Source organism: Chitinophaga terrae (ex Kim and Jung 2007), from assembly GCF_900107795.1.
Classification (GTDB): Bacteria; Bacteroidota; Bacteroidia; order Chitinophagales; family Chitinophagaceae; genus Chitinophaga; species Chitinophaga terrae.
On the sequence record NZ_FNRL01000002.1, the window covers coordinates 303,195 to 325,128 of the forward strand.

A 21,934-nucleotide genomic window follows, 5' to 3' on the forward strand; every position below is an offset into this window, starting at 1 on the left:
TATCTGTACACAAATGATTATTAAATTATTGAACATTTTCGTTTCTTACAACAAAATGTATCCCTTTAGAGTCATGTGATCCCGCAGTTGGATTGTTGTATGAATTAAGTAATATTTTATTAGCTATAAAACAATAGGTTAAACAGGCTTTAGACAAACTCTGTATTTTGGTTGTAAATTTGCTATTTCGTCCACAGGACAAGTATTTAAGTATGAGAAGATTTATTACAATTTGGCTGCTGGCAGTGATGGCGGCTAATATGGTGCAGGCGCAGGGCTCTCATCCCATTCCGATCACACGACAAGGCTTTCACGATAACATCGATAAAGAGCAATCTGCAGCCCTCCGTTTTGATGGAAAAGCAGACGACCTTGTAAAAGTATCTGACGATCAAACCATTAACCTGCAGGTAACAAACGCCCTTATCAAACAGGTAGATGAAATGCAGCGGGAGATCGAAGCGAATGATTCACTGGATCACCGGTTGAAAGTAAAGTACCTTTCAGGCATCTACGTGGTGTTGAAAGATTACAACTTTAAACGTTCACGCCACAATATCGAACCGGAAGAAGCTGTGCCAATGATACAGGCGTACCAGAATATGATGCATGCCGATATCAAAGGGCAGAGCATTGCCCCGTTCGTAAAAAACCTCTCTTACGAAGCTGCTGAAAAGCTGATAGAGAACTTTAAAGATAACCCGGGATATAAGGAAGCAAAAGGGACGGTTTTCTCCAAATTCGCTTTCAATAACCTGGAAAACATTATGCCCAAACTGAGTGAATACTCAGATTTTCCCGGTACCGACTCTATCATCGCCGCCGTTGCCCGTAAATATCCTAACCAGATACTTACCTATGCAACTTCTTATACTCAAATGGCTAATATCATTAAAAGGAACCAGGACCCGATCGTACAAACCATTGTGCGTATCGGGCAATCGCCTCAGAGCACGAAGATCCTGCCTTTTATAGATGAGCTGCTGAACGGTACTACCACCGTAGATAAGCTGGAAAGCATCGCGGATAACGATTACCAGTACTATAAACAAATGGTGAAATCCACCATTGCACTGCAGAAAATGAAGAATGAAGGGCAACAGCCTTTCGGCTTGAAAGCGATGATGGAAAACATGCAGGCGAAATCACTGCTTTATATCCGCACGGTGAACGACCTGCACGAAGAACCGGCCAATGTCCGCTTCGCTATTGTTAGGAACTTCACGCCGGAAGAACTATACTACCTGATCATTAACGGGCAGGAAGAACTGTATACTTCCAGCTATACCAACCACAACAACGCGGGCCTGTACGACCAGATGATGTTGAGAATGAAACCTCCGCGCGGCGATAGCCTGCTGATGATGGTGAACTTCGACAGGTTTAAGAAATTTATCGCCATGGCCGCCGGGTTCAACACCCTGGACAACTTCCTGAAATCTATGGCGCCTGAAAACTCCAATTACCTGATGCAGAAATATGTTCAGAACCTGGAGAAAACAGATGACCTGGAAGATGCCGTAGATGTGGCCAATTCATTCGGCAGTATCAGGGATCCTAAACTGCTCGACTTCTTACGCCAGGAAGTTCGCAAGAACCTCGCTTACGTTAAAAAGCAGAGCGACAAACGCGGGACTGTTATCTACCAGCTGCTCAGCAGCCTGTTCGAAACAGAAGTGGAAGGCGGCAACGACTCCTCTAAGGCAACCGATATGTCGGCCCGCTTCTCCCTGCCTCCGATCAACCACGTCAGCTATTCCGACCTGTTAAGCGACAGCGGACACGTTTATCAGCAGGTATTCTTCTATGGCGATAAAGACGGACAGGAATCGTTCTCCAGCTTTATGACCAACTTCCCGTCCTCAGAATGGAGAGTGTCCAAAAACAAGTATTGGGTAACCATTTCTGCCCTGAAAGGTAAAACTACCATATTCGCCAACCTGCCAATAGATGAGCCTGGCGATAAAGAAGCGATCGGCAAACTGTCTGACTACCTGGATGAACACGATATCCATCCATCTGTTTTCATACACCGCGGTCACAGCTATCATATCAACACGACCCTGGACAACCTCCAGAGCAGCGCCAAGATCGTAGTGCTGGGTTCCTGCGGCGGTTACCACAACCTGGCAACCGTGCTGGAAAAATCGCCCGATGCGCATATCATTTCTTCCAAACAGGTAGGTACCCGTTTCGTGAATGAACCTATCATCCACAGCCTGGAAGACCAGATCCGCGCCGGCAAAAACGTAGACTGGGTAGTAATGTGGGCCCAACTGGCACGTAAATTCGCCGGTGACGCCAGAAACCGCGAACTGTTCAGCGACTACGTACCACCCCACAAGAACCTCGGCGCCATCTTCATCAAAGCCTACAAACAAGTCATGAAATAGCGGGGTTGCACGCAGAGAAGCTAAGGAGGCAAAGAGCGCAAAGGATTTTTTTTAAGTGAAATAAGAGAGCAAAGGAATCGGCGATTGTGTTACATAACATAATCTTCCATCCTTTGCGCTCTTATTTCACTTAAAAAAAATTCTTTGCGCTCTTTGCTTTCTTTGCTCCTTTGCGTGAAACACCGTAGGTTTGTTGTCTAGTTTAAACCTGGCACATTGGAAAATCTCGCGGTAAAGAAAGTATTCGATTTCAGCTTATTGCGCCGTATATTCTCATTTGCGGCTCCTTATAAAGGCTCCTTCTACATCTCCATGATATTGACGGTGGTGCTGGCTGCCATCTCCCCGTTACGCCCGTACCTGATCCAGGTAACGGTCGATAAATATATCAGCAACCAGCTGATGCAGATGCTGGTACTGGTAACGGTGATACAGATAGGACTCCTCATCCTGGAAACCATTGTCCGTTTCTTTTTCTCTTACCTGACAAACTGGTTAGGACAGTCTGTGATCAAGGATCTCAGGGTTACGGTGTATAAAAAGATCGTTCACCTGAACCTGGCCTTTTTTGATAAAACCCCGATAGGAACACTTACCACGAGAACCATCAACGACATAGAAGCAATTAATGACGTGTTCTCAGAGGGCATCATTTCCATTGTAGCGGATCTGCTGATGATCATTGCCATCCTGGTAGTGATGTTCATGGAAGATTGGCGGCTGACGCTGATAAGTTTATCTCCTTTCCCGATACTGATATTTGCCACCTATATTTTCAAGGAAAGCGTAAATAAGTCGTTTTACGCCGTGAGGAATGCCGTTTCCGCACTCAATGCATTTGTCCAGGAACACCTCACCGGTATGGTTGTGGTGCAGGCATTCACAAGCGAAAAAAGAGAATACGCCCGTTTTAAAAATATCAATAAAGCGCATAGAAAGGCCAATATTGAAGCAATATTTGCATATTCAGTGTTTTTCCCGGTGGTGGAAATCATACTCGCTATTTCGCTGGGACTTATGGTTTGGTGGGGCTCCAATAAAGTATTGAACTACGAAGTGACCCAGGGAGTAATGATCGCGTTTATCATGTACCTGAATATGCTGTTCAGGCCCCTGCGTATGCTGGCCGACAAATTCAATACCCTGCAGATGGGAATGGTAGCCAGTGAAAGAGTGTTCAAAGTGCTTGACAACCAGGATTATATACCTGATCATGGCCGGCAGACCGCCGAAAACATGAAAGGGGATATACGCTTTGAGCATGTACACTTCGCCTATGTGAACGAACATTATGTGCTGAAAGATATCAGCTTCCATGCAAAACCAGGCGATACCGTAGCAATCGTAGGACATACAGGCTCCGGTAAAACTACCATTATCAGCATCCTGAACAGGTTATACGAAATACAGAAAGGCAGCATCAAAATAGATGGCGTCAACCTGCCGGATTATTCCCTGGAAGCGTTGAGAAGCAAGATAGGAGTGGTATTGCAGGATGTTTTCCTCTTTGCAGGTTCGATATATGATAATATCACCCTGCATAACAGCGCCATCACCCGGCAACAGGTAGAGGATGCCGCCAAACTGATAGGCATACACGATTTCATTATGCAATTGCCCGGGGGGTACGACTACAACGTAATGGAACGTGGCAGCACTTTATCGCTGGGCCAGCGCCAGCTCATATCTTTCGTTAGAGCCCTGCTCTATAACCCGGCCATACTGGTGCTCGATGAAGCGACATCTTCTGTGGATACAGAATCGGAAATGATGATCCAGGGGGCTATTGATAAATTGATCGCCGACCGTACTTCAATAATTATCGCACACCGGTTATCTACCATCAGCAAGGCAGATACTATCATTGTGCTGGACAAAGGCGAGATAAAGGAAATGGGAACCCATGAAGAGCTGCTGAAACTGGAAGGCTTCTATTACAAGTTACACAGCATGCAATTCAAGACAGAAAAAGCTACATCATAAGTAGGATATACAACGGTGATAATTATTATTAATTTTGCACCGTTAAATCCTATATTTATGAATCGAATTGTTAACGCTCTACTATTGTTTTTGTTATGCCCCATGTTAACCAGGGCGGGCGACTACGAAAAGGCCTGGGAAGCTATTCACAAAAATGACTTCAAACAAGCCACCACTTTATTGCAGAAAGTTATCAAGACAGGCGGGCCAAAGAAGAACAGTGCTATTAGCACGTTAGTATTATTGCATGCGGCCTTCGACTATGAAGCTAATTATCTTGATACCTATCCTGGCGCCAACCCGGTTGCCACGCTTACCGACCCCGCGCCTTACGTATATGCGTTATGGTTCAACGGCGCCGTACTGGGCACATATACAGCCAAAGAAGGTAAACAGCTGGAAAATTTGGATCGTATCCTGTCGGACTCTGTAAACTTCAACGGCTCACTGAGAGCCGCCGCGGCATACTTCAAGGCTATCCATTACCGCACTAGCAATCAATGGGATAAATGCAGTGAAATGTACCCGCAGATTGGGGCGTTTGATAACTGGGCGTTTGTAGGCCCGTTTGACAATATCATGGGTAGCGGTTTCGATAAAGACTATGGACCGGTTACCCAACCAACGGGCAAGAATTTTATCTCCAGCAACAATAACCCGGTAAACTGGTTTGTGCCGCTGTATGCAACCAAACAGGGATGGAGCTTTGTAGGATCTGTTTTCCCGGCAACAGATGCAGTAGGGTATATGCAGACGTTCGTAAAGTCGCCTGTGGACCAGGATGTGATCCTTGCTTTAGGAGGAAGAGGCGCCATGAAAGTCTGGATCAATGATAAACTGCTAATAAGCCAGGAAGAAGAAAGAGTAACAGAGCTGGATCGCTGGAAAGCAAAAGCGCACCTGAACAGCGGTTATAACAGGATATTGGTGCAGATAGGCTTTACAGGAGATAACCAGCGTCCGAACTTCCTGCTGAGGTTAACCGATCAGAATTTTAACGTCATTAAGGGATTGACCGCCGAAGCCGCAGCGCAACCCTACAAAGCGGATCAGAGCAAGGACGAACCTGTACCCATCAGCCATTTTGCAGAAGACTATTTTAAAAAGCAGGTGGCGGCATTTCCCGATGACCCTATCTTTGCCATCCTGCTAAGCAAAGTATACATCCGCAACGAGGAATACGACCAGGCAAAAGCCGCCATGTATAAATGGTATAAGGCCTGGCCAAAAGATGCATTTATCCAGCATCTGTATTCGACATGTCTTTCGAATGAAACCGACAGAACAGAGTACATGGAGATAGTGGAAGCATTGAAAACGCTGGCGCCGGATAATTACTGGATACTTTATAACAAGCTGGTTAAACTGGAAGAAGAAAAGAACTACACAGAGGCCATGGAGCTGCTGGATCGTATGATTGCGCAGAAAGGGGAACAGCAGATCACGACCCTGAAAAAACTGCAGCTGTATGCCGAACAGGAGAAGATTGACAGTATGGTGCAGTTGATCAAATATTGTTATGAAAAGTATCCAAACTCTGTGGAAGTGGTAAAAATGATGTATTTGTATGAGTCTAAACTGAACAACGACCCGGCAAAGGCATTAAAAGTACTGACAGATTTCAGCAACAGACGATCTGATTATGAAATAGAGTCGATGCTGGTAGAAGAATACCTCAAACAGGGAAAGAGCGCAGATGCGGTTGCCCTGTTAAAAACCTGGCAGAGTCGCGCGCCGGGAGATGTATCTTCATACACCCAATTGATAAAACACTACTATGGTAAACAGCAATATGATTCAGCATTGCATTACCTGCGTATCAGTCACCAGATCAGCCCTTACAACCACCTCCCGTATGGAGACATGGCCAGCGTGTTCCTGCAGCAGCAAAAAACAGATTCTGCTTATCAATATTACAAGAATGCCCTGACCATGTATGCCGGCGGCTTTGGATATAGAGAGAAACTGAGAATGCTGGAAAAGAAACAGCCGATGGATAAGTATTTCCCAACGTTGGACTATTACAAAGAGATCAACCAGGCTTTTAAACAGGCAAAAGATTCTGCCCAGTCATACTCCTTTGTGTTTGATGAAAAGAACGTGATAGTATACCCCGAAGGAGCGGTGGAGCAGTTCATCAGCACGGCTGTGGCGGTGAATAACAAGAAGGGGATCAACCAGTGGAAGGAAATATCGATCCCTTATAACACCGCTTACCAGGATGTGATCATTATTAAAGCGGAAGTTATCAAGCCTAACGGCGCCAGGATACCGGCAGAAACGAACGATAACCAGGTTGTATTTACCAAACTGGAAGAAGGAGACGTTGTTTATTATAACTATAAGATCAACAGTTTTGGCCGGGGGCGTTTAGGCAGGGAGTTCTGGGACAGGTTCTATTTCTCGGCTTTTGTACCAACGCATATAGCCAGCTACAATTTGCTGATCGCAGATACCATCCCGCTGCAGTACGACTATGTGAACGGTACTACCAGGCCGAAGGTAAGCCAGCACGAACAATTTAAACTGTATAGCTGGAGGGAAGAGGATATTCCTGCCGTGAAGGATGAGGTTTACATGCCTACGCTCAATGATGTGGGCAAGGTGCTGCACTTGTCGACCGTTAAAAGCTGGGACGTGATAGCTGAATGGTACAGCGATCTGACCAGGTCTCAATCGAAAGATAACTTCGAGATCAGCCAGGTGTTCAATGAGCTGTTTCCTAAAGGAACCGATAAGTTAGATGACCTAACTAAAGCGAGAACCATCTACGAGTATATCGTGAAGAACATCGCCTATAGTTCTGTATCGTTCCGCCAGGGGGCCTATGTGCCGCAGCGGGCGGCTAAAACGCTGGGTACCAAACTGGGAGATTGTAAAGACCTGTCGACCCTGTTCCTGGCCTTTGCAAAGAAGGCCGGTCTCGAAGCCAACCTGATGCTGGTAAGTACAAATGATTACGGGCGCCAGAACATGCGCTTGCCGTCTATGGATTTCAATCACTGTATCGTGAAATACAAAGCGGGCGGAAAGTATTATTACCTGGAGCTGACAGATAATGCGCTGCCGTTCAATGCGATTGCTACCGGCCTTGCAGGTGCGCAGGTGTTGAATATCCCTTACAATTACAAGCCGGGTGAGAAAATAGAAGTATTGGCAGGCGGTAATGCAGTGAGAAAGCTGTTGTCGAGAGACCTGGATATGGAGGTAGTGGGCAGCGACCTTAAGGTTACTTCCAACAGCGTATATACAGGGGAACTGGCGAGTGAAGTAAGGCACGATTACCAGCATAAGAACCACGACGAATTGAAAGACGCTGTGCAGGAGTATATAGGGAAGAAATTCAAGAACCAGGTGGTAGTGGATGATTTCAGGTTTACAAATCTTGACAACCTGGAAGACACGGTAAAGTTTTCTATTTCCTTTACTGTGAAGAACGATGTGATCAATGTGGGAGATTTCAATATGATCAAGCCTGCGTTGATAGACCAGGTTGCGACGGCCAATATCTTCAAGCCGGAGGCGAGGAGATACCCGTTCCAGTACTGGGATTATGAAAATACGGACGATTACCTGACCAGGCTGCATATTAAATTACCTGCCGACAGGCAGTTTGAGCAGATACCCGGCAATACAACGCTTTCGATGGGCGATATGAAATACGAGTTGAATTTCAGTAAGGAGTCTGACCATAGCCTGGTGGTAAGCCGGAAGTTTACGACCAATAGCAGTAAGGATATAGAGGCGAAGGATTTTAAGGGGCTGGAAGATTTCTTTACAGGGATTATCAAAGCAGAGCAGAAGTATATATCGTTTAAATAAACATTATAATTTTATTGAATAGAAGGGCCTGTACAAACGGGCCCTTTTCTTTTTCTGAGGATAATAAGGTATATAGAAAAAACATATATAACAGACTTTTTGGCGAGCCTAAAAATCGGGGTTAAAATTTCGAAAAAAAGCCAACAATTTTTGGCCTATAATACACTGATTATCAAATCTGTTACAATATATCTTTCTTTTTTTTCGTAGTCGCCTATTTTTAAAACTAAAAACGAGTATCTTTGCGCAAAATTTCAGAAAACGGTGATTTCTTTCAATTGGTTAAAACATAGAATGGTAGCACTTGTGATGGTAATAGGCCTTCACGGTATTAGTAATTTTTCCTTTGCAGAGGAAGCGCATCCGGCGGCAGCAACTGAGGAAGCTCATGAGCAGCATGCGGGAGAAGAGCCGAAGAAGGGTTTTGATGCAAAAGAAGTTATTCTCGGTCACGTTAAAGATGCCCATGACTGGCACTTTTTCAGTATGGGCGATACCCACGTAACCATTCCGTTGCCGGTAATCTTGTATAGTCCTACCCGTGGTCTTTCTGTGTTTTCATCTTCCAAATTCCATCATGGTCATGAATCGCATGATGGTTACCGTTTGGTTGATCAGCATTATGTACATGAAAAAGGATTAGATCCTGCCAAATACCCAACCGGTACTATTATCGCGGTAGACGAGAATAACAACCCGGTTGAAGAGAAATTCTACGATTTCTCTATGACAAAGAACATCACTTCTATGATCATTGCGGCTGTTTTGCTGCTTGTGATCATGTTGAGTGTGGCAAAAGCTTACAAGACCCGTGGTTCCAAGAAAGCGCCTAAAGGCTTGCAAAGCCTGCTGGAGCCGGTGATCATCTTTATCCGTGATGAAGTGGTAAAGCCTAACATCCCTGGTAAAAAGGCTGAAAAATTCACTCCATTTATCCTGACTGTTTTCTTCTTTATCCTGATAAACAACCTGTTGGGCTTATTACCGGGTTCAGCTAACGTAACCGGTAACCTGGCTGTAACATTTGCATTGGCGCTGATCAGCTTTATTGTGACAATGTTATCTACCAACAAACATTTCTGGGCTCACATCCTGAATCCGCCGGTTCCGTTCCTGATGAAATTCATCCTGGCGCCAGTGGAGCTGATCGGGGTGTTCACCAAGCCGGTATCATTGATGATCCGGTTGTTTGCCAACATCATGGCGGGTCACATCATCATCTTAAGTATTATTTCCCTTGTTTTCATATTTGGAGCAATAAACGCGGTAACTGGTTACCTGTTCCTGCCTGTAACAATTGGTTTCAACATCGTGATGATGATGCTGGAATTACTGGTAGCATTCATCCAGGCATTTATCTTTGCCAACCTGACTGCAGTATTTATTGGTCAATCTATGGAAGGTGCGCACGATGAGGCACACCACCACTAATGAAATCGTAATTATTTAAACACAAACATATATTCATTATGGCACTTTTGTCTATTTTATTGCAGGCTGCTGCTGCATCTGGTTTAGCTAAAGCTGGTGGTGCTGTTGGTGCTGGTATCGCTGCTATCGCTGCAGGTATCGGTGTAGGTAACATCGGTAAGAGCGCTCTGGAATCTATCGCTCGTCAACCAGAAGCTGCAAACGACATCCGTGCAAACATGATCCTGGCTGCTGCGCTGGTTGAGGGTGTTGCCCTCTTCGGTGTAATCGCTGGTCTGTTGGCGGTTGTAATGTAAGCCAAACTCTTTACTGCATCCGGCGCACAGGGCAATGGATGCAGTAATACCTAGGAGAGATTTGATGATTTTTTGATGAAGAGATAATCGATATCAAAAAGTTCCGGGAGTCTCGACCATTCAAAAAATCAAGCAATCAAACAACTATCAAAATTCAAATAATATGGATCTGTTACAACCCGCTTTAGGCTTGTTTCTTATTTCATTGATCATTTTCATCATCGTATTCCTGATCCTGAAAAAATTTGCCTGGACTCCCATCCTTTCTACACTGAAAGAAAGAGAAGGTTCAATTGCCGACTCTATTGCTACGGCTGAAAGAGTGAAAGAAGAAATGGCTCAAATGAAAGCAGAACACGAACATGTTCTTGCAGAAGCAAAGGCAGAAAGAAGCAAGATCCTGAAAGAGGCAAAAGAGGCGAAAGATATGATCATCAGCGAAGCTAAAACTCAGGCTCAGGCTGAAGCTAAAAAGATCATCAGTGAAGCATATGCCGCTATCGAAAACCAGAAGATGGCTGCATTGACAGACGTTAAAAACCAGGTTGGTACCCTCGTAATCGAAGTAGCAGAAAAAGTGCTGAGAAAAGAACTGTCCGACAAAGCAGCTCAGGAAGGTTACGTGAAACAACTGGCAGAAGAAATCAAATTGAACTAAGAATCAGCGTTAGCTAAAAGCTTTTTTATATGCAGAATCCCCGTTTAGCATCCAGGTATGCAAAGGCATTGATAGATCTGGCTCAGGAACTGAACCAGCTGGAAGCGGTGAATACCGATATGCTGTACTTACATCAGGTACTGAAAAGCAGTGCCGACCTGGCGAGTTTGCTGAAAAGCCCTATCATTAAGGCTGATAAAAAGCAAAAGATCCTGGCGGCTGTATTCAATGGCAAACTGGGCAACACTACCAGCTCTTTCATCAACCTGCTGGTAAACAAAGGCCGTGAAGGCGATCTGTATGAAATAACCGGTGAATTTAACCGCCAGTACATGGCACTGAAAAACATCGGTAAAGTAAAGATCACTACTGCTATTCCTTTGGATGCTGCTACGCTGGAAGTTATCCGCCAGAAAGTGGCCGCTCAGAGCTCACAGGAGATCGTGCTGGAATCAGCCGTTAATCCTGACCTGATCGGCGGTTTCGTACTGGAAACAAACGATCAGCTGATCGACGCTTCTGTACTCCGCGATCTGAAGGATATCAAACAACAATTCTCTAAGAACGTTTACGTATCAGATTTACGTTAATCAATACAGCAGCCGCTGCGTACACGCAAAGCTGTTGTCGTTATTCTAAATTTTTTAACGACTTTTTTTTAAACACATAACTATGGTTGACATTAAACCAGATGAAATTTCGGCGATATTACGCCAGCAGTTAAGCAACTTCAATGCTTCTGCCGACCTCGAAGAGGTAGGTACCGTATTGCAGGTGGGCGATGGTATTGCCCGTATCTACGGTTTAGGAAATGTAGCCTACGGTGAACTTGTTGAATTCGGCAATGGCGTTAAAGCAATTGCACTGAACCTGGAAGAAGATAACGTAGGTGTGGTATTAATGGGTGAATCAGCAGGTATTAAAGAAGGTGATAAAGTACGTCGTACCAAGAAAATCGCATCTATCAATGTAGGTGAAGGAATGATTGGCCGCGTTGTTAATACCCTGGGCGAACCTATCGATGGTAAAGGCCCTATCAAAGGTGAAACGTACGAAATGCCATTAGAGCGTAAAGCTCCTGGCGTATTGTTCCGTGAGCCGGTTAAAGAACCAATGCAAACAGGTGTGAAAGCGATCGACGCGATGATCCCTATTGGCCGTGGTCAACGTGAATTGGTGATCGGTGACCGTCAGACCGGTAAAACTGCCATCTGTATCGATACCATCATCAACCAGAAAGAATTCTACGAAGCAGGTAAACCTGTTTATTGTATATATGTTGCAATTGGTCAGAAAGCCTCTACTGTTGCCGGCGTAATGAAAACATTACAGGAAGCAGGTGCAATGGCTTATACTACCATCGTTGCTGCTAGCGCTGCTGATCCGGCTCCGTTACAGTTCTACGCTCCTTTCGCTGGTGCTGCAATCGGTGAATTCTTCCGTGACAGCGGTCGCCCTGCCCTCATCGTATATGATGACCTGTCTAAACAGGCAGTTGCTTACCGCGAGGTATCCCTGCTGCTGAAACGCCCTCCTGGCCGTGAAGCTTATCCTGGTGACGTATTCTACCTGCATAGCCGTTTGCTCGAGCGCGCTGCAAAGATCATCAACAAAGATGAGATCGCACGCCAGATGAACGACCTGCCTGAATCTATCAAACACCTGGTAAAAGGCGGCGGTTCCCTGACAGCTTTGCCTATCATCGAAACACAGGCTGGTGACGTATCCGCTTACATCCCTACCAACGTAATCTCCATCACCGATGGTCAGATCTTCCTGGAAAGTAACCTGTTCAACGCAGGTATCCGCCCGGCGATCAACGTAGGTATCTCCGTAAGTCGTGTAGGTGGTAACGCGCAGATCAAATCCATGAAAAAAGTATCCGGTACCCTGAAACTCGATCAGGCCCAATACCGCGAAATGGAAGCGTTCTCCAAATTCGGCGGTGACCTCGATGCTGCTACCAAAGCCGTTATCGACAAAGGTCAGCGTAACGTGGAAATCCTGAAACAACCTCAGTTCTCTCCATATACCGTAGAAAAGCAAATCGCTATCATCTACCTGGGAACTAACGGTCTGTTACGCGACGTTCCGGTTAAACAAGTACGCGCTTTCGAAGAAGCTTTCCTGAACGAAATGAGCGTTCGTCTGCCTGATGTACTGGCCGAATTCAAAAAAGGTAATTTGCCTGAAGATGGTATCAAGAAAATGGTTACCCTGGCAAATGAACTGAAGCCTCGCTTCGCATAAGTAATGTAATTACATCGCTTAATATAATATAAAAGCCGCTGTCTTCTGGCAGTGGCTTTTATATTTAAATTTGTTTTGGTTTATAATGTAAACTAGTTTATTTTTGGTTAACAATTCCAGAACATGACCAAAGTCTTTACCCCGCTTTTTATCTTTATTTGTTGTCCCCTGCTCTCCATAGCTCAATATGTTATCAGCGGAAAGGTAACAGATGCTAAAAAACATCCGCTACCAGGTGTGAATATCTCCGTCAAAGATTCATACGACGGCGCTACCTCCAAACCAGACGGCACTTTTTCCTTTACTACATCCGAAAAAGGAGAGGTAATACTGGTAGCCGCATTGATGAACTTCCAGACGCTGGAAATGAAAGTCAACACCGGCGCTGGCCAACAACTGAACATCGTCCTGAAAGAATCGGCCAGCGCCCTCCGGGTTGTTACCATCTCGGCCGGCAGCTTTGAAGCCAGCGACGATAAAAAAGGAACCGTACTGAAACCTCTCGATATCGTTACCACAGCCGGCGCAGGCGCAGATATAGTAAATGCCATCAAAACCCTGCCCGGCGCCCAACAAACAAACGACAGGGAAGGCCTCTTCGTTCGCGGCGGAACAGGTTACGAAACCCAAACCCTGATCGACGGCATGCTGGTAAGGAATCCTTTCTTCAGCAGCCTGCCCGATGTGCCCGGCCGGGGTAGGTTTTCCCCCTTCCTTTTCAAAGGCACTACCTTTAGCAGCGGAGGCTATTCGGCACAATACGGTCAAGGTCTTTCGTCTGCCCTGATACTCGAATCCACTGACCTGCCCGACCGCTCTTCTTCTTCCCTGGGCCTGTCGGTGATCGGCGTCAGCGGAGGACTTGAACACCTGGCAAAAGACAAGAAAGCATCCTACGGCGTGGAAGCTGACTATACAAATCTTTCCCCTTACTTCGGCGTGGTAAAGCCCACTCAAACCCTTTCGCTGGGCCCTGAGATCATAGGTACCTCCGCCAACTTCAGGATCAAAACCTCCTCAACAGGGATACTTAAATTCTACGGCTACGGCAACTGGAGCAAAATGGGTTTCGATAATAACAGTATCGAATATCCCGGCAATACCGAATCGTTTAAGCTGCGTAACAATAACGTATATACGAACCTTACCTACAAGGAAAAGATCGGCGATGGCTGGCACTTATACATCGGCGCATCCTACAGTGTGAACAACGACAATATCCATACGGATACCCTGCAGAAAAACCCGGCGCCTACGCTTATCAAGGTAAGATCTGAACTCAGCCAGGGGCGGGTCATGATTTCCCGCAACCTGGGGCAGTTCTCGGTATTGCGAATGGGAACCGAATACCAATATGCTGTGGAACGCTCTGCATTCAATAGCTATTCTGCTAATTACACGGATAATTACAACGCAGGCTTCATCGAAGGAGATATCTATATCACGCCAAGCCTGGTAGGCCGCGTAGGCGGCCGGCTGGAGCACAGCTCAGTGATCGAAAAGTGGAACCTGGCGCCCCGCGTATCACTGGCCTATAAAGTGAGCAATTACAGCCAGTTTTCCGTTGCCTACGGCGATTATTACCAGAAGCCGGAGCCGCAGTACCTGCGGGTCGACAGGGGCCTGGATTACATGAAGGCAACCCACTATATTGTTAGCTTCCAGCGGGTGGCCAGCGATTACACCTTCAGAACGGAAGTGTTTTATAAGAAGTATAATAACCTTGTTAAGACGACGCCTTCTTACAGCAATAACGGCGACGGATATGCGCAAGGCGTTGAAATATTCTGGCGGGATCGCAAGACCATCAAAAACGCAGATTACTGGATTTCTTATTCCTACCTCGATACCAAGCGGAATTACCTGAACTACCCGTTCAGGGTACAACCCGACTTTGCCGCCACACATACTGCCAGCGTTGTTTACAAACACTTTATTTCAAAGATCAAGACAAACCTGGGAGCAACTTATTCATTTGCTACCGGCCGGCCTTATTACAATCCTAACCTGCCGCCGGATAAGTTTATGTCCGAGAAAACAATTTCTTATAATTCGCTGGGCTTAAGCGCCAGCTATCTTACCAATATTCATAAAGCCTTTACCATCTTTGTACTATCAGTAACCAATGTGATCGGCAACAAACAGGTGTTTGGTTACCGCTATTCCACCGATGGATTGAGGCGCAGCGAAATAGTGCCAAATGTGCCAAGATTCATCTACCTGGGTATGTTCATGAACTTTGGAATAGACAGGCGGCAGGATGTTATTAATAACCTTTAATCAACACATAATATGAAACAGATCCTCCTGGCCCTTTTATTATTGGGCAATATGGCAACCGTATCTGCGCAGAGCGAGCGTTATATTGCCGCTATGACCAAGCAAACCTCCGACCTCGACAGCGCAGGTACCTTTACCCCTGAAGCGCTTCAGCAGAAAGGCAACACATTTGAACGCATCGCGGATGCCGAGAAGAATCAATGGCTGCCTTATTACTATGCCGCCTATACGCAGATCATGCAAACTTTCATATTGAAAGATAAGTCGCAGGTTGACCCGTTGGCCGACAAAGCCTCTGCCAACCTGGATAAGGCGGAAGCGTTAAGCCCAAAGAACAGCGAGATAGCCTGTTTGCGCTCACTGGTAGCTACAGCGCGCCTGTCGGTAGATCCAATGACCCGCGGCGCGAAGTTCGGGCCTGAAGCCGGAGCCCAGCTGGCTGCTGCAAAAAGCTTTAACCCTGAAAATCCGCGTGTTTACCTGCTGGAAGGTCAGGCTTTGCTGTTTACCCCTGAACAATGGGGCGGAAGTAAAACAAAAGCTAAGGAAACGCTGGAACTGGCGCTTTCCAAATTCGCTGCCTTTAAGCCCGAATCTGATATAGCGCCGAAGTGGGGAGAGGCTTATGCCCGCCAGCTTTTGCAAAATGCGTCTAAATGATCTATTTTGTTGACAGACAGTTATCAATAAACCTTGGAAAGTATGGATTTTAAAGACCTGGACCCGGTATTACATTCGCAACTCAGGCTGGCAGTGATGTCGTTGCTGTTGAGAGAAGAAGAAGCAGAATTCACGTTTCTGAAAGAGAAAACGAATGCGACTGCAGGAAACCTCAGTGTCCAGATCAATAAATTGAGGGATGCAGGTTATATCACCGTGGTAAAGCAGTTTAAAGACAACTATCCGCAAACGGTTTGCAAGATCACGCCTGTTGGCAGGAAAGCATTCGAAAATTACGTGGCGTCTATTCAATCCTATTTAAATACGGGGAAGAAGTAGCCGTTGCTGCTGATACAAAACGAGAAAGGGCATCTACCGGTAGACGCCCTTTCTCGTTTATATTTTTATCAAATACCGGATTATTCTGAATCCAGCACTGTTTTCTTCAGCGGATTGGCTGTATTCTCGGCATACCTGATCCTTTGTTCCAGGATATCGAGGCAGGTAAAGATAGCCTGGCGGAAGGAATCCGGATCTGCCAGGTTTTTACCGGCGATATCGAATGCGGTTCCATGATCCGGGGAGGTGCGAACGATATCCAGACCGGCTGTGTAGTTAATACCGTTGCCGATAGCCAGGGATTTGAATGGGATAAGGCCCTGGTCGTGGTACATGGCCAGTACGCCATCGAACTGTTCGTACATATGGCGGGCAAAGAATGCATCGGCGCTGTATGGGCCAAAGCACAGGATGCCATTAGCTTTTGCATGATTGATGGCTGGAATGATCTGGGTGATCTCTTCGCGACCGATCAGCCCTTCGTCGCCGGCATGAGGATTCAGGCCCAATACGGCAATACGGGGATTATCTATTCCGAAATCCTTTACCAGGCTGTCGTTCATGAGATACAGCTTATCAAGGATGTTCTCTTTTGTTACATATTTGGCCACTTCGGCAATCGGCACATGTTCAGTAAGCAGGCCTACTCTCATATTGTCGGCAGTCATGAACATCAGCACATCATCGGCGCCGAAAGCATCTCTCAGGAAGGGGGTATGGCCTGTGTAATTGAAATTGGCGCTCTGGATATTGTTCTTATGAATAGGAGCGGTTACCAGCCCGTCTATAAACCCTTCTTTAATGCATTTAATGGCAGCATCCAGCGCTTTAGCAGCGTATTTGCCGCCGGTTTCATTGAGTACGCCCGGGGTGATCTGCACTTCTTCTTCCCAGCAGTTATACACGTTCACCTGTTTGTGGTTCAGGCGAGAGAAGTCTTTGATACTCTGGTAGTTAAAGTTATTTTCGTTCATCAGCTTCCTGTAGAAGTTGATGGTTTTGTTGGATGCGAAGATAACAGGGGTACAAAATTCCATCATCCTGTTGTCCAGGAAGGTTTTGATGATGATTTCTGCACCAATACTATTGATATCGCCAATGGTGATACCTATAACTGGTTTATTTATCTGGATGTTACTCATGCTTTTGCCTCAATGATCCTGCGAAGATAAGGTATTTCCCAGGTTTCACGCAAAGGAGCTAAAGGAAGTAAAGAGCGCAAAGGATTTTTTTAAGGGAATTAAGACTAATAAGGAAAGATAAGAAAACAAAGAAGGGAAAGATTGTATTAATTGTATTATATAACATAATCTTCGTCCTCTTTGCTTTCTTATCCTTCCTTAAAAAATCCTTTGCGCTCTTTACTTCCTTTAGCTCCTTTGCGTGAAACCTTTTTGGGTGAAATGTTGCTATCTTTGCCAGACAACATGTATACATTAAAAAAATCACTCGGACAGCATTTTCTGACTGATGAGAATATCAGCAGGAAGATCGTGGAATCGTTACCTGTATCAGATGGCCAGCAGGTGCTGGAAGTAGGTCCGGGCGCGGGAGCCATAACCAAATACCTGTTGCAGATCCCCGGCATTCATTTCAAGGCGGTGGAGCTGGACACGGAAAAGGTCACTTACCTCGAAAAAACTTATCCAGCTATCCAGGGGAAGCTGATCAACGAGAGTATATTGGACACAGCCCTGCCATTTGAAGGGCCTTTCAGGATTATAGGCAATTTCCCTTATAATATCTCTACCCAGATCATGTTTAAGGTGCTGGAATGGCGCCCGCAGGTGGATATTGTGGTAGGAATGTTCCAGAAGGAAGTAGCGCAACGGATCGCTTCTCCGCATGGGAATAAGGATTATGGCATTCTGAGTGTATTGCTGCAGGCGTTCTATAAAATTGAATACCTGTTCGAGGTGCATGAAAATTGTTTCAACCCGCCTCCCAAGGTGAAGTCGGCCGTTATCCGGCTTACCCGCCTGGAACAGCCGGCGGATATTGCTTCCGAACGCAAGTTCTTCGTATTGGTAAAAACTGCATTCGGGCAACGCAGGAAGCAATTGCGCAACCCATTAAAAACTATGTTTAGTAAAGAATTGCTGGCATCAGACCCGATCTTTTCGAAAAGGGCGGAAGAATTAACAGTAGCTGATTTTGCAGCATTATCGCATAAGATGATATGAGCAGGAAAGTATTAGTAACGGCAAAAACGCATCCTTATTTAGTAGATCAGTTAAAGAACAAAGGCTTCGAAGTGGTTTACATGCCTTCCATTACCTATGATGAAGTGTATCAGCAGATCGCCGATTGTGTAGGGATGATCGTAACTACCCGTATAAAGGTAGACAAGTATATCCTGGACAATGCCCGGCAGCTGGAATGGATAGGACGTTTGGGGTCAGGCATGGAGTTGATAGATGTTGCTTACGCGCAGAGCAAGGGCATTCATTGTGTCAGCAGTCCTGAAGGAAACAGGGATGCGGTAGGAGAGCAGGCAGTAGGGATGTTGTTGTGTTTGATGAACAATATCCTGAAAAGCAACCTGGAGTTGAAAGAAGGAATATGGGAGAGAGATGGCAACCGGGGTACGGAATTGAATGGTAAAACGGTAGGTATTATTGGTTATGGAAATACCGGTAATACTTTTGCCCATAAGCTGAAAGGTTTTGATGTGAATATCCTGGCTTATGATAAGTATAAGCAGGGATTTGGGAATGAGGATGTGAGGGAAGCTACGATGGAAGAGATATTCAGGGATGCGGATGTAGTGAGCCTGCATTTGCCGCTGACGGAGGAAACCCGTCATATCGCGAATGCACAGTTCTTTTCTTCATTTGCGAAACCTGTGTATTTCATGAACACGGCCAGGGGAAAGCTGGTGAAGAACCGCGACCTGATTGAGGCTATTGAAAAGGGCGTGGTAGCGGGAGCTTGCCTGGATGTTCTGGAGAATGAAAAACTTCCTACATATAACGAGGAAGAGAAAGCGCAGTTAGCCTGGTTTTTGAAGTCGCCGAACGTGATTGTGACGCCGCATATTGCGGGGTATTCGCATGAGGCTAGTATTAAGATGGCCAGGATAACATTGGAGAAGTTGAATATATTATAAATTCGCCCGGAGAATAACAATCCCTTGATTAAATAATTGATTTACAATCGATTAAAATCAGGGGTGAGGATGTTTTTTCTTTATATTATTTTCATTATATTTGCGGTAATACCAGTAAACAACGCTTCTGTGCAAATGGAGGCGTTGATTTTTTTTTCTTATAACCAAAAAAAACAGCAACAGGTTATGTCTGGCGTAAATTACATTACTAAAGAAACCCTTGATCAAATGATGAATGAGCTGACCTACCTTAAAACAAAGGGAAGGGCAGAGATTGCACGCGCAATACAGGAAGCCAGGGAAAAGGGTGACTTAAAGGAGAATGCCGAATATGATGCTGCGAAGGAAGCACAGGGCCTGCATGAAGCTAAGATTGCTACATTGGAAGCGGCGATAGCTACTTCCCGTATTGTGAGTGCCGAGGCGATAGATACGTCTAAAGTCTCTATTTTATGTAAGGTAACGATCACCAATATGGCCAATAAGAAATCAGTTACTTACCAGATCGTGTCAGAAACGGAAGCGGACCTGAAGGCAGGAAAGATCTCTATTACATCGCCTATTGGCAAAGGTTTGTTAGGTAAGCAGGTAGGAGAGATTGCGGAGATCCAGGCTCCTAATGGCCTGATTAAGTTTAAGGTTGATAAGATTACAGTATAATTGTACTTGTCTTTTTAGGATATTTGCAGGGGTTGCGGTATTGCAACCCTTTTTTACTGCCATAAATTGAGTGTTATGACCATATTTACGAAGATTATTAATGGAGAGATCCCAGGCTATAAGATTGCCGAAAATGAGCATTTCTGCGCCTTCCTGGATGCCTTCCCATTAGTCAAGGGCCATACGTTGGTGGTTCCTAAAGTGGAAACTGATAAATTCTTTGATGTTGCGGATGAATTAATGGGAGAGTGGTTATTATTTGCCAAACCGATTGCCAGGGCGATCGAGCAGGTAATACCATGTAATCGTGTAGGGGTATGCGTAGTAGGACTGGAAGTTCCGCATGCGCATATGCACCTGATTCCTATTAACTCGGCAGACGATATGAATTTTTCTCGTAGTAAACTGGAACTGACGCCGGATGAATTTAAAGAGATCCAATCGCAGATCATTGCGGCGTTATAGCTGTTTGGGAGTTCTTTAATTCTCTTAGTGCTCTTTATTATTATCCTTATTATTTTTTGGATTTGGGATATTGAACCTGAAACCAACGCCATGCACGGTTTCTAATTTTATTTGCGGATCTGATTTAAAATGTTTCCGGAGTTTCGTAATAAAAACATCCATACTTCTACCCAGGAAATAGTCGTCTTTTCCCCATACATGAGAAAGGATATCTTCCCGTTTAAGTGTTTTATTAGGATTATTACAGAAATATTTTAGCAGATCCGCTTCCTTTTGGGTAAGGGAAATTGATACATCTCCGTTTGCAGTGTATAGTCGTAAGTCTTCGTAATCGAAGGTTAATAAGCCAATGGCATATTGGGTGGATTTGGGTTTGGCGGGAGTTCTGGAGCGTTTCAGGAATACTTCGATCCGTAAGATCAGTTCTTGCATGCTGAAAGGCTTGCTGATATAATCGTCGGCCCCGATCTGTAAACCTGCTATCCGATCTTCTTTTTCATTTTTGGAAGTGAGAAACAATATAGGAACATGGTCGTTGCTAGCGCGTATTTGTTGTGCCAGTTCCAGGCCGTCTTTTTTGGGCATTACTACATCCAATAAGCAAATATCAAATGAACGTAATTGAAATTGCTCCCATGCTGCCTGGCCATCAACACTGTGCACTACATCGTAGCCTGCTTCTTCTAACCGTTTCTTTGTAACCGCACCAATATTCTGATCATCTTCCACCAATAGGATTCTTGCTTTCATATCTGCCTGATGCTGATTAATGTAAAAAAGCTTGTTATAGTCTGTTCATAGAACAAATGATGGTCACTTTTCATAGTTAAGCATTGAGCTTATCCTTTGTTATAGTTTTGTCGGGTTATGAATTTAAACCAAAGTAACTACAATTTACGGATTTATAAAATAACCTGATACATCCGGTTAATTATCTGACTATCCTTTCAGGGTGCTGCTGAATGAATTGTTCCCAACCTTTTGATTTACTGATGCCGGCGAGAGGATTACATTCCTGGTAATGATGGCAAACTGCTACCGCCAGGGCATCTGTGGCATCAAAGTAATCAGGTTTGCCGGTTATCTGCAGTATGCGTTGCAACATCAGCCAAACCTGTTCTTTATCAGCGTTCCCATTGCCGGTTACGGATTGCTTTACTTTCTTTGGAGAATATTCTGTAACAGTTAAGCCGTTATGGATAGCCGCCGCAATAGCAACGCCCTGCGCCCGGCCCAGTTTCAACATACTTTGTACGTTTTTCCCGTAAAATGGGGCTTCAATAGCAAAACTTGTAGGTTTATATTGCCTGATAAGTGAATTTACACAGTTGTGTATCTGTTGCAGTCTTTCATAGTGATCCTTGTATTTCGATAACTTCTCCACATTCATATCCAGCAGGCTAACCTTTTTTCCGGTTATCGAAATAAGACCATACCCCATCACAAGCGTGCCTGGGTCTATCCCGAGAATTATTTTTGACTTGTTTGCCAACCACCCGTTATTTTTGCCAAAAAATTGACTATCTGAACAAAAGTACCAAAATAATTCTCAATTACTTATTAGGGACAGCGCTTTTTGCCTTGTTAA

General features: G+C 45.1%; 18 protein-coding genes. 15 read left to right on the forward strand and 3 right to left on the reverse strand.

The genetic code is table 11. The features are described 5' to 3' along the window. Positions 1–212: 212 nt before the first annotated feature. From BLV62_RS03355 to BLV62_RS03405, 11 genes are all read left to right on the forward strand, one after another. Entirely contained in the window at positions 213–2,393 is a 2,181-nt protein-coding gene (locus tag BLV62_RS03355; protein WP_089758692.1) for a hypothetical protein, read from the forward strand. A 216-nt stretch (positions 2,394–2,609) separates the two neighbouring features. Further along, on the forward strand, positions 2,610–4,376 hold the full coding sequence (locus BLV62_RS03360; RefSeq protein ID WP_089758694.1) for an ABC transporter ATP-binding protein: 1,767 nt from the start codon (positions 2,610–2,612) through the stop codon (positions 4,374–4,376). A 57-nt stretch (positions 4,377–4,433) separates the two neighbouring features. Continuing rightward, on the forward strand, positions 4,434–8,198 hold the full coding sequence (locus BLV62_RS03365) for a DUF3857 domain-containing protein (RefSeq protein WP_089758696.1): 3,765 nt from the start codon (positions 4,434–4,436) through the stop codon (positions 8,196–8,198). A 294-nt stretch (positions 8,199–8,492) separates the two neighbouring features. After that, positions 8,493–9,629, forward strand: a complete 1,137-nt coding sequence (gene atpB, locus BLV62_RS03370) for a F0F1 ATP synthase subunit A (RefSeq protein WP_225889603.1) — start codon at positions 8,493–8,495, stop codon at positions 9,627–9,629. 38 nt (positions 9,630–9,667) lie between these two features. Then, positions 9,668–9,925: an ATP synthase F0 subunit C gene (gene atpE / locus BLV62_RS03375; protein ID WP_089758700.1), complete on the forward strand. Its 258-nt coding sequence runs from the start codon at positions 9,668–9,670 to the stop codon at positions 9,923–9,925. A 163-nt stretch (positions 9,926–10,088) separates the two neighbouring features. Continuing rightward, positions 10,089–10,583, forward strand: coding sequence for a F0F1 ATP synthase subunit B (gene atpF / locus BLV62_RS03380; protein ID WP_089758702.1), 495 nt, complete (start codon positions 10,089–10,091; stop codon positions 10,581–10,583). A gap of 29 nt (positions 10,584–10,612) precedes the next feature. Continuing rightward, a complete protein-coding gene (atpH, locus tag BLV62_RS03385; protein WP_089758704.1) occupies positions 10,613–11,173 on the forward strand; it encodes an ATP synthase F1 subunit delta in 561 nt (186 codons plus the stop codon). An 82-nt stretch (positions 11,174–11,255) separates the two neighbouring features. Then, the gene (gene atpA, locus BLV62_RS03390) at positions 11,256–12,833 is read left to right on the forward strand and encodes a F0F1 ATP synthase subunit alpha (protein WP_089758705.1); all 1,578 of its coding nucleotides are present in this window, start codon (positions 11,256–11,258) and stop codon (positions 12,831–12,833) included. 123 nt (positions 12,834–12,956) lie between these two features. Next, on the forward strand, positions 12,957–15,113 hold the full coding sequence (locus tag BLV62_RS03395; RefSeq protein ID WP_089758707.1) for a TonB-dependent receptor: 2,157 nt from the start codon (positions 12,957–12,959) through the stop codon (positions 15,111–15,113). 12 nt (positions 15,114–15,125) lie between these two features. Continuing rightward, entirely contained in the window at positions 15,126–15,773 is a 648-nt protein-coding gene (locus tag BLV62_RS03400; protein WP_089758709.1) for a hypothetical protein, read from the forward strand. Between the two features lie 42 nt (positions 15,774–15,815). Beyond that, positions 15,816–16,112 carry a winged helix-turn-helix domain-containing protein gene (locus BLV62_RS03405; RefSeq protein WP_089758711.1) on the forward strand — a complete coding sequence of 99 codons (297 nt, stop codon included), beginning with the start codon at positions 15,816–15,818 and terminating at the stop codon, positions 16,110–16,112. 80 nt (positions 16,113–16,192) lie between these two features. Here BLV62_RS03405 and pdxA read toward each other — a convergent pair whose 3' ends face one another. Further along, complete coding sequence (gene pdxA, locus BLV62_RS03410) at positions 16,193–17,254, reverse strand: 4-hydroxythreonine-4-phosphate dehydrogenase PdxA (RefSeq protein ID WP_089758713.1); 1,062 nt, start codon at positions 17,252–17,254, stop codon at positions 16,193–16,195. A 285-nt stretch (positions 17,255–17,539) separates the two neighbouring features. Here pdxA and rsmA point away from each other — a divergent pair, with 285 nt between their 5' ends. The 4 genes from rsmA to BLV62_RS03435 all read left to right on the forward strand — a co-directional run bounded on the left by rsmA (position 17,540) and on the right by BLV62_RS03435 (position 20,346). Continuing rightward, a complete protein-coding gene (gene rsmA / locus BLV62_RS03420) occupies positions 17,540–18,295 on the forward strand; it encodes a 16S rRNA (adenine(1518)-N(6)/adenine(1519)-N(6))-dimethyltransferase RsmA (protein WP_089758717.1) in 756 nt (251 codons plus the stop codon). Beyond that, positions 18,292–19,221: an NAD(P)-dependent oxidoreductase gene (locus BLV62_RS03425; protein WP_089758720.1), complete on the forward strand. Its 930-nt coding sequence runs from the start codon at positions 18,292–18,294 to the stop codon at positions 19,219–19,221. Before rsmA ends, BLV62_RS03425 begins: the two co-directional genes overlap by 4 nt. Positions 19,222–19,407: 186 nt before the next feature. Then, positions 19,408–19,881: a transcription elongation factor GreA gene (greA, locus tag BLV62_RS03430; protein WP_089758936.1), complete on the forward strand. Its 474-nt coding sequence runs from the start codon at positions 19,408–19,410 to the stop codon at positions 19,879–19,881. A 75-nt stretch (positions 19,882–19,956) separates the two neighbouring features. Then, positions 19,957–20,346, forward strand: coding sequence for an HIT family protein (locus BLV62_RS03435; RefSeq protein ID WP_089758722.1), 390 nt, complete (start codon positions 19,957–19,959; stop codon positions 20,344–20,346). Between the two features lie 24 nt (positions 20,347–20,370). On the opposite strand, the gene BLV62_RS03440 is transcribed toward BLV62_RS03435, so the two are convergent. Both BLV62_RS03440 and ruvC read right to left on the reverse strand, forming a co-directional pair. Continuing rightward, positions 20,371–21,096 carry a response regulator transcription factor gene (locus BLV62_RS03440; RefSeq protein WP_089758724.1) on the reverse strand — a complete coding sequence of 242 codons (726 nt, stop codon included), beginning with the start codon at positions 21,094–21,096 and terminating at the stop codon, positions 20,371–20,373. 181 nt (positions 21,097–21,277) lie between these two features. Continuing rightward, the gene (gene ruvC, locus BLV62_RS03445) at positions 21,278–21,838 is read right to left on the reverse strand and encodes a crossover junction endodeoxyribonuclease RuvC (protein WP_089758726.1); all 561 of its coding nucleotides are present in this window, start codon (positions 21,836–21,838) and stop codon (positions 21,278–21,280) included. Positions 21,839–21,934 lie beyond the last annotated feature (96 nt).

Excerpts from the sequence above, each read along its gene's own strand:
- BLV62_RS03400 (WP_089758709.1), top strand. The coding sequence starts at position 15,126 with ATGAAACAGATCCTCCTGGCCCTTTTATTATTGGGCAATATGGCAACC.
- pdxA (WP_089758713.1), bottom strand. The coding sequence starts at position 17,254 with ATGAGTAACATCCAGATAAATAAACCAGTTATAGGTATCACCATTGGC.
- BLV62_RS03355 (WP_089758692.1), top strand. The coding sequence starts at position 213 with ATGAGAAGATTTATTACAATTTGGCTGCTGGCAGTGATGGCGGCTAAT.
- atpE (WP_089758700.1), top strand. The coding sequence starts at position 9,668 with ATGGCACTTTTGTCTATTTTATTGCAGGCTGCTGCTGCATCTGGTTTA.
- BLV62_RS03425 (WP_089758720.1), top strand. The coding sequence starts at position 18,292 with ATGAGCAGGAAAGTATTAGTAACGGCAAAAACGCATCCTTATTTAGTA.
- atpH (WP_089758704.1), top strand. The coding sequence starts at position 10,613 with ATGCAGAATCCCCGTTTAGCATCCAGGTATGCAAAGGCATTGATAGAT.
- BLV62_RS03435 (WP_089758722.1), top strand. The coding sequence starts at position 19,957 with ATGACCATATTTACGAAGATTATTAATGGAGAGATCCCAGGCTATAAG.
- greA (WP_089758936.1), top strand. The coding sequence starts at position 19,408 with ATGTCTGGCGTAAATTACATTACTAAAGAAACCCTTGATCAAATGATG.
- BLV62_RS03365 (WP_089758696.1), top strand. The coding sequence starts at position 4,434 with ATGAATCGAATTGTTAACGCTCTACTATTGTTTTTGTTATGCCCCATG.
- rsmA (WP_089758717.1), top strand. The coding sequence starts at position 17,540 with ATGTATACATTAAAAAAATCACTCGGACAGCATTTTCTGACTGATGAG.
- BLV62_RS03405 (WP_089758711.1), top strand. The coding sequence starts at position 15,816 with ATGGATTTTAAAGACCTGGACCCGGTATTACATTCGCAACTCAGGCTG.
- atpB (WP_225889603.1), top strand. The coding sequence starts at position 8,493 with ATGGTAGCACTTGTGATGGTAATAGGCCTTCACGGTATTAGTAATTTT.
- atpF (WP_089758702.1), top strand. The coding sequence starts at position 10,089 with ATGGATCTGTTACAACCCGCTTTAGGCTTGTTTCTTATTTCATTGATC.
- atpA (WP_089758705.1), top strand. The coding sequence starts at position 11,256 with ATGGTTGACATTAAACCAGATGAAATTTCGGCGATATTACGCCAGCAG.
- BLV62_RS03440 (WP_089758724.1), bottom strand. The coding sequence starts at position 21,096 with ATGAAAGCAAGAATCCTATTGGTGGAAGATGATCAGAATATTGGTGCG.
- BLV62_RS03395 (WP_089758707.1), top strand. The coding sequence starts at position 12,957 with ATGACCAAAGTCTTTACCCCGCTTTTTATCTTTATTTGTTGTCCCCTG.